The organism is Bacteroidales bacterium (assembly GCA_012517825.1).
Taxonomy (GTDB): domain Bacteria; phylum Bacteroidota; class Bacteroidia; order Bacteroidales; family JAAYUG01; genus JAAYUG01.
In genome coordinates this window covers 22,715-30,556 of record JAAYUG010000030.1, presented here as the reverse complement: position 1 = coordinate 30,556, position 7,842 = coordinate 22,715, and the positions used below count along the sequence as shown (strand labels likewise).

3 protein-coding genes are annotated in these 7,842 nt (G+C 41.8%); all 3 read right to left on the bottom strand.

The annotated features are described in order from the left end of the window. Positions 1-780: 780 nt before the first annotated feature. From GX419_02320 to GX419_02310, 3 genes are read right to left on the bottom strand one after another with little or no spacing between them, the layout of a single operon-like run. Complete coding sequence (locus GX419_02320) at positions 781-1,212, bottom strand: energy transducer TonB (GenBank protein ID NLI23528.1); 432 nt, start codon at positions 1,210-1,212, stop codon at positions 781-783. Continuing rightward, the gene (locus GX419_02315; GenBank protein NLI23527.1) at positions 1,206-7,346 is read right to left on the bottom strand and encodes a hypothetical protein; all 6,141 of its coding nucleotides are present in this window, start codon (positions 7,344-7,346) and stop codon (positions 1,206-1,208) included. Before GX419_02315 ends, GX419_02320 begins: the two co-directional genes overlap by 7 nt. Before the next feature lie 37 nt (positions 7,347-7,383). Next, positions 7,384-7,833 carry a T9SS type A sorting domain-containing protein gene (locus GX419_02310; protein NLI23526.1) on the bottom strand — a complete coding sequence of 150 codons (450 nt, stop codon included), beginning with the start codon at positions 7,831-7,833 and terminating at the stop codon, positions 7,384-7,386. Positions 7,834-7,842: the final 9 nt, after the last annotated feature.

The following is a 7,842-nucleotide window of genomic DNA, read 5'->3' as shown; positions in this document are numbered from 1 at the left end:
TGTCGGGGCTGAGGAACCGGCCAACAAACGGTTTACTGCTTACTGCGAAAAAGGCGACCAACCTCCCATTCCTGCCTGAGTTTTGCTAAATGTGCTAAATTCACAAGTCCGGTGGCTTTAGCTGTTTTCAAAGAACCTTGATCGAAGGTAGAAAAAATTGTATAATATACCAGCTAAACTTGCAAGAATAAACTGAACATATGCCACGAATTAACTACCTAAATCAACTGCTCGTTCAAAAAATGGTTCAATCGTTACAATTTTGTTATTGGACTCTTTGTATAAACATCGGTATTTCCTACTGGTTTCTTTATGGTCAGGTAATACAAGATCAAATACTATCTCAATGGTTGATTCGTTAAAATTGTGATAGTCATTCCATCGTGCAGATATAGTCTTTGTTTCGTATGTTTTCGTATTACAGGTTCTAAGTTCAACCCAATCAAAATACACATGAATGTTATTTGTATCCTTCTGGTAGTTGACATGTAGGTTTTCTAGCTTATAATCACCACAATGAGAGGTATCCTTGTCATAAGTCAAATGAAAGTCCTTATTCAGGAAAAAAAGTATTTCAACTGTTTTTCCATTTATTAGGATATACTCATTAAAACCAATCGATTCGTTTTTTCCCGTTGTCGTTACCAGCTTCTTTTCAAGGTTGCAAGAAAAAAGCATGGCTAGAAGGACAATCAAAAGAAATTAATTTTTTAGTACCATTTTTTAAGTATTTTGTAAATAATAACTCTCCATGGTTTACAAAATCAACAATTACCAAAATTATTTCTTACATTTTTTCTTGGTTAGTGCATGATTGGAACTGACGTCTTTGCTTGGTAGTTTAAACTCAATTGGCAATGTGTAATAAAATAAAACAGATTTACCCCTTAATTTTGCTGGGCTATCATACTTAATTAACCTTGCAACCCTAATCGCTTCGTTATTTAAGTCATCCCTGATCCCTTTTTCTATTACATGTCCTGTTGTAAAACCTGACGTATCTACCAAATACTTTACAAATACCTTTCCCTCTATCGAATCTGCAATCGCTGATATTGGATAAACAATGCTTTTCTGAACAAAAAGCCTTATATCTCCATTAAACTTAGGCACCTCCTCAAAAGGATAGCCCATCTCTTGAATGCTGTCCTGCTGGCAATACCCGCAGTTGGAATAAACAGCAAATACGACAACTATTAATAATTTTACCATAGTCTTGGAATTTTATATATGAAATGCCACCAATGATTAGCATAGGGTTGGTACATATAAGATGGATTATAATCACCATACAAATTATACGAATTTATCATGCCCTCAGCATTACCAATAGATTTTAGAAAGTTGGTTCTATCTCTGTGTAAGCCCTGTGTTTTATACTGCCGAATTATGCCTTGTCTCTCCTCTGGCCATCTGTCAACACTAAACACTCCTGAATTTCCTAAATCAAAACCACCCTGTTCATATCTTTGCATATGAAAAGATTCTTTTATAAAAGAACTATAAAGAGATTCAAAAGATTCAAAAGATCCCCGTCTATATCTAATTCCATATTTAGATGGGTCTTTTTTATCAAAATAAAAAGAACTAACACCATCTTCATCTACATAATTTCCTTCAAACCCAAAATAGTCCAAAGCACCTTGCTGATTCCCGGCAGCCACAAATCGGCTTAACACGCTATTGTTACTTCTAAACCCTTGACCTCTTACAAAGTTTGTTGTACGTTCCGGGAAAACCATAGCCGATACGCTCGGGTTAAAACTCCAGCCTTTTTTACTTACCTCCCAGGCTGAAATGTTCCCGCTCCAGCTGTTATGGGTAATGTTGTAGTTGGCCCCGGCTGTAAGGAAATTCGAACTCACTGGGAATCCCGAGAAAATTGAAGCACCTGCGGTATACCCCGCACTCCAACCGATTTGAGAAGAAATTGAAGTGTAAATAGTATTGAAAGCAAAGGTGACACCAGCATAACCATAAACGTCATGAGATTTAAAATTATACCCACCCCCGAATTGTACACTTGCACCACTGGGTATGCCGAATACGAAGGAAATACCAATGCTCAGCCCTCCTTTCTTACTCCAGCTAATGTTTGGAATAATAAAAATAAACTCACCCGAGGGGTCAACGTACACCAGCGGGTTATTGAGGCAATACGTATACCTGTTAAAATTCTGCGTAAAGTCGGGTGCCTGGACATAATTGTCGGGGCTGAGGAACCTTGCAACCAGTGGGTCATATAACCGGCCATTCATGTTTATCAGATTGAACCACGGAAGTTCTTCATGGCCTGTATATCCCCGGCCGGCCATCAGAGGGGGCTGGCCTGCCAGGTTGTAACTCCAGTCGGAAGGATTGCGCCTCCGGCCCCAGGCATCAAAACTGTATTCGGAAACAAGGTAATTGGCTGTATTTAGAATCTGCGTTATGCTCCCCAGGTAATCGCGCAGCAGGGCATAGTATGTTATGCTTCCGTTGCGCTTCACGGCCAGCACCGGTGCATTGTAGGCGTCGCCCCCTAAAAAGGTATATTGTGTGGTGTCAGTTCCTGTGACTTCTTTGATGTAACTGCTGCCCGAATACCAGCGGGTAAGCACAATATTGCCGTTCTGCTTTATAACCATGCGGGCCCGTTCCCCGTCGCAATCATATACAAACAAAGCCTCCGTGCTGTCTTCGCTGATAGTTTTTGTTTTCTGAAACGAGGTGTAGGTTATTGTCTGATTTACAGCCGGGATAGCACCTGTTGTGGAAGTAACAGAACCAAGGGCATAGGGTTTGGAGGGGATGTTGTATGAGAATACCAGAGATGACACATCGGTCTTTTCCATGAGATTTCCGTTTGCAGCATAGGACATGGCCAGAGGAGAAGGACCATTCACCTGGGTGAGCCTGTCGAGGTTATCGTATGTAAAGCTTTCCGTTAAATTTTTCAGCAGATCTTTCCTCCACTGAAGGTTCCCGGTACACGGATCAAAGGAATACTGGAATTTCTGGAAATAAACATAATCGTAAATTGATACCACTGAAGAAGACGGGAAGCCATACTGGTCATAACCATAAGAAGCAGAAAGCACTGTATTGTACTTTGCTGAGGTCTTCTGAAGCCGCGCATTCAACCCGGTTATTTCATAAACATTCCCTGCATTGGGTACACTTATGCTGTTCAAATACCCGTAATTATTGTAACTGAGTGTTTCCTTAATGCCTGAAGGGTGTGTTTTTGTTTTTAATCTTCCTTTGTTGTCGTAAGTGTACAATGTGGTTAATGGGGCAGAACCCGGAATGTTTTCGGTTATGGAAACAACCCTTTCTAGGCTGTCATATACCATGCTCCGGCTGAAACCTCCCGGTGATGAAACTGCCATGAGCTGTTTGTTGGCATTGTAAGTGTAACTAATAGTGCCTTCCGGGGTAACTGTGCCTGATGGCCGTCCGTCAACATAATAATTGTATGTGGTTGTCTGCCCGCGGGCATTGGTCATGGTTCTTACCTGCCCGAATGAATTGTAGGTGTATGTTATTGTACCTGCACTGGGGTCGGAAATTTTCGTCCGATTTCCGGCAATATCATATTCCATGCTGCTTATGATTCCTCCCGGAGCTGTTATTGCTTTTATTTTTCCATCCGCATAATACGAATAGGTAATGGTACCTCCGTTATCGGTGGCCGATACTATTAAACCATCAGCTCCGTAAGTTTTGGAGTAAGTCTTCCCTGCCGTGGTTTCCGTTACGGTACCTCCCGAGTAAGCATAGGATGTATTTCTGCCGGTATTACGGGTTATACTCAGCGTTCGGCCATAGGTATCATAAGTATAGGTTTCTGCCCACACAACGTTTCCTCCGGCATAATAAGGGTCTGAAACCCTGTAAAGCTGTCCCTTTGCATTGTATTCACTACTGGTACATATCATTGACCCGAAAAACCCTTTTACATCTTTACGAATTTCCCTTAAGGTTTTGTCGTACCATGTTTTTGAAAGAGAACCGTCATTCCCTGCAGTTTGAACATAGTAACAGGCATTGGCAGGCCCGCCCGTGAGTCCCCAGTGGTATGTGGTTGTGGAAGCATACCCGTCGGGTTGGGTTTTGCTTTCAGCCCGTCCCAGATTATCGTATGTATATGCTGTTGTATTACCAAGATAATCAACCTCTGATGCCAGACGGCCATATGTATCATAATTCATGGTAGTTGTGTGACCCTGAGGATCCGTAACGGTTTTTACTCGTATCCCGTTGGTTTCATACGTGTACTTTGTCTGCCTGCCGCCCACTCCGGTTCCATATTCATACAACTGAATCAGATTCCCATGGCTGTCATAATCATGATTCCTGTAGTAATAGTAAGAGGTATTCTCATAATATTTTATAAAATCAGGTTTCAGGATCCCATCCGTAAAATACGTATAACTCACCGTACGGGTAACCGGTGTTTCTTCCGATCGGGTATAGGTGGTTACTGACTGGCTAAGCCTGCCCAATAGCCAATCGGTGTTTGATATGGTATTTGTGTACGTATTTGCTGTTGTTTCGCTTGTCTGGTTGTTGTATGTCTTGGTTATCGTAACCGGATTACCGTACGTATCATACTCAAATGTGGTGGTAATACTATGGCCTGTAAGCGAATTGTTTTGCGTGGCAGAAGATACGTAAGGAAAAATCCTTTTCCTGGCTGCGTCCAGTACTATTTCTGCCCAAGCACTGGTTGTAGTTTCTATATTTGCACCGCTGATAAGCCGGTTAACAACCGAAACAGCCTGCGGATAAAAAAAGGTGTTATGGTATGTGCTGTTGGTTTCCGTTTTAATTCCAGCGGTCCGGTTTATAAGCGTGGTCTTTGCATAACAAAGAAATCCTTTCCCCTGCCGGTGTATTTTAGCTCCTTCATATGCATAATCAACCGTATCCTTCCCTCCGTTTCCGTTTTCAGTTATGACCCTTTTCACAACACTCAGTGGCCCCTGAAAATCAGTTACAGGAAACGCCGCCGCACTTCCCTTGGTGTAACAGGATGCGGGCTGGGACATCTTTTCATATTGTATTTTTGTTAGTTGATTCAGGCTGGTGGCTGTTTTTTCCATTAAAACAGCAGTGGTTCCCGGCGATTTGTATAACTGATATCCTCTCCACCACGGTGATTCGCCGTCAGTACACACAAAATCCGTTCTTCCGTCGCCGTTATAATCAGCAAGAAAATACTGGTGCGTGGCAACCGGATAATTCGGTATCGTTTCCGTATAAAATTCTGTCCCCTTGTACCTGCTGATATAAAAGTAAGTATAATTATTCGTTTTGCATGATGCCATGATATCCGTATTCCCATCCCCGTTAAAATCCCCAAGGCGCACATAATCATCCTTCAGATTCGCCTTCTTTTGCGCCATATACACCGTTTCAAAATCAGTCCCGGTGGAAAGTTTTATCTGCCATTGTGTCCAGTCATATGTTTTGTATCCATACAGAAAAATATCCGTTTTCCCGTCACCGTTGAAATCTCCAAGCCTGTAATGGTGATCCTTTGTAAGCCAGGTCTGGGAATAGATTTGCACCAATGAACTTCCCACTAACGAAAATATCCTGAATCCCGAACTCTCCACACTCCATATTTCAGCCTTCCCGTCTCCGTTGAAATCATCACTAAACACATATTCCCCAAGGTTTGATATGGTTCCTGTTCCTAGCATGTTTTTAACATGGTATGTAAGCACCCCCTCTGAATTACCGTAAGAAAAAATTATCCAGTTCCCTGCCTGGTCGTGTATAAAAACATCCTGAATACCATCTCCGTTAAAATCATTTCCCGTTGATTCATTATCCTTCTCCTGAAGCAGGTACATACGGTATTTTTTTCCATTCATTGAATTTCTGGCAGCATTATTATAAAAATATCCAGGCTCTAACATCCCTGTGCCATACGATATCATTTCTTTAAAATACGAAACATCATTTAATACGTATTCAATAAGAATGTCATCTATCCCGTCTGCATTCAGATCAATGGAGCGGATGTCGTCTATATGGTCATAGTCCATATTTATGTTGCTATTGCTCCACACATTGTTAAAATGATCATTGCCATCCCCGTAACACACTCTTACCCCACTCCATGTTGCTTTTCCGGGTATTGGGATACACAAAAAGTCGGTTTTCCCGTCCCCGTTATAATCACCTGCCACGAGCTTGGACTCATATGAAACATACGCATGATTCTGATCATAGATACTCTGCGCCATCGCTACGGTAGCCGGCGTTGTGTAGCTGAATACCATGGAATTCAGCCGGCTGTCGTTTATCCCGTATTCCACTATCTCATTCAAAAGGGAGTATTTATTGTAGGTGTCGTTTAAACTGTTGTACTTTAGTTCATATTTCTTTATTATGTTTCCGTTGTATTTTATTTCAATCCTGTCCAGCAGCAACCGCTGAACGATCTTTTTCCCCTTGAAAAAACTTGTAAGGATATCGTAGCGTTCCTTGTAATAAAATGTAATTGTGTTAGGCCCGTAGGTTATTTCTCCAGGATATACCATGTTATTGTCCCTGAGATAGGAATAGTTTATCACATTCCCGTATAAGTCAGACACTTCCGTTACATACCAGCTAATTACTTCATCATAACCTTCCACTTTTTGCCTGCCGTCTTCATCATACCCGTAAAGATATTTCAGCCCGTTTTTTGTTTGTGCATAAAATTTTTGCGGCCCGTTCCCAAGGCTATATTCAGATACGACCCTTGTAAAAACATCGTTTTCCGTCTGGTAGGTCGTATTCTCCCTTCCATAATCCCCGGAAGTAGTAATCAGCCTCTGCCCGTCCATAGTATACCGGTCGTTATAATTCAGTTCTATATCACTTAACGTACCATCATTGTAAAAATTCCTGCCGCAACGGCTAATTACCGAGATTCCTCCAAGTTGCCATCCATAACCAGCCAGCCCGCTGCCACTGCCTGACGAGTAAACCAGGGACAGCTGGGGAGCAAGACCGTTTACTCCCGGCGGCAAATCCAGCGGAACCGTATAGCTTGCTCCTCCCATGGCATTTACGTTGATTGTCCCATTTGTCGAACCAACAAGATAAGATGTATTCAGGCTTCGGTTCTCCGGATCGGTTATTGAATTATATGCAATACTACCATTGACTACAGGATTTTCTATCTTAGCCGTCATGCTCCCTCCATTTGGCGTATACGAATACCCGGGGGCAAGTAAAATGGTATTGCGGGCAACATGTGTCTGATTCCCGCTCTCGGCAACCGAAAGAACAAGGTCAAATTCCTGGGCCGGTAATAATATCGGACAAATAATGGCAAGAATTAAAATCAACAACCTGATGTTCATGTAATTCCTTATTTTTTGTGTCTTTTACTTTTTTCTCTTAATCCTTTAAAATTTTCCAGTCTTTCCTCTTCTCTCCTACCATGATACTCAAAATATAGATACCTGCAGGCAGGCTATTCAGATCAAGCAGGATGTTCTCATCCGTTACTTGCATTTCTTTGATTGTTCTTCCCTTCATATCGTATAACCTTATGCTGATATTATTCTCTTTCTCCCCGGGTATTTCTATATGCAGGAACCCTCCTGTGGGGTTGGGATAAATTCTGATTTCATTTTTACCAATTTTCTCCCTGATCTCCTCTTTCTGTTCCTGTGTTCCTGTCGCCCCCGTAATATCGGAAATTTGTGCGCTCTTTCGCATTGGGATGAAACAACGTTCTGTCCGGTTACCTGATGAATCATAATTAAATGTAAACGTCGTCTGCGCCTGCAACCTGCCCGGGAGAAAATACATTAACCCAAACAAAATCACTAATCGAATTCTCATAATATTACA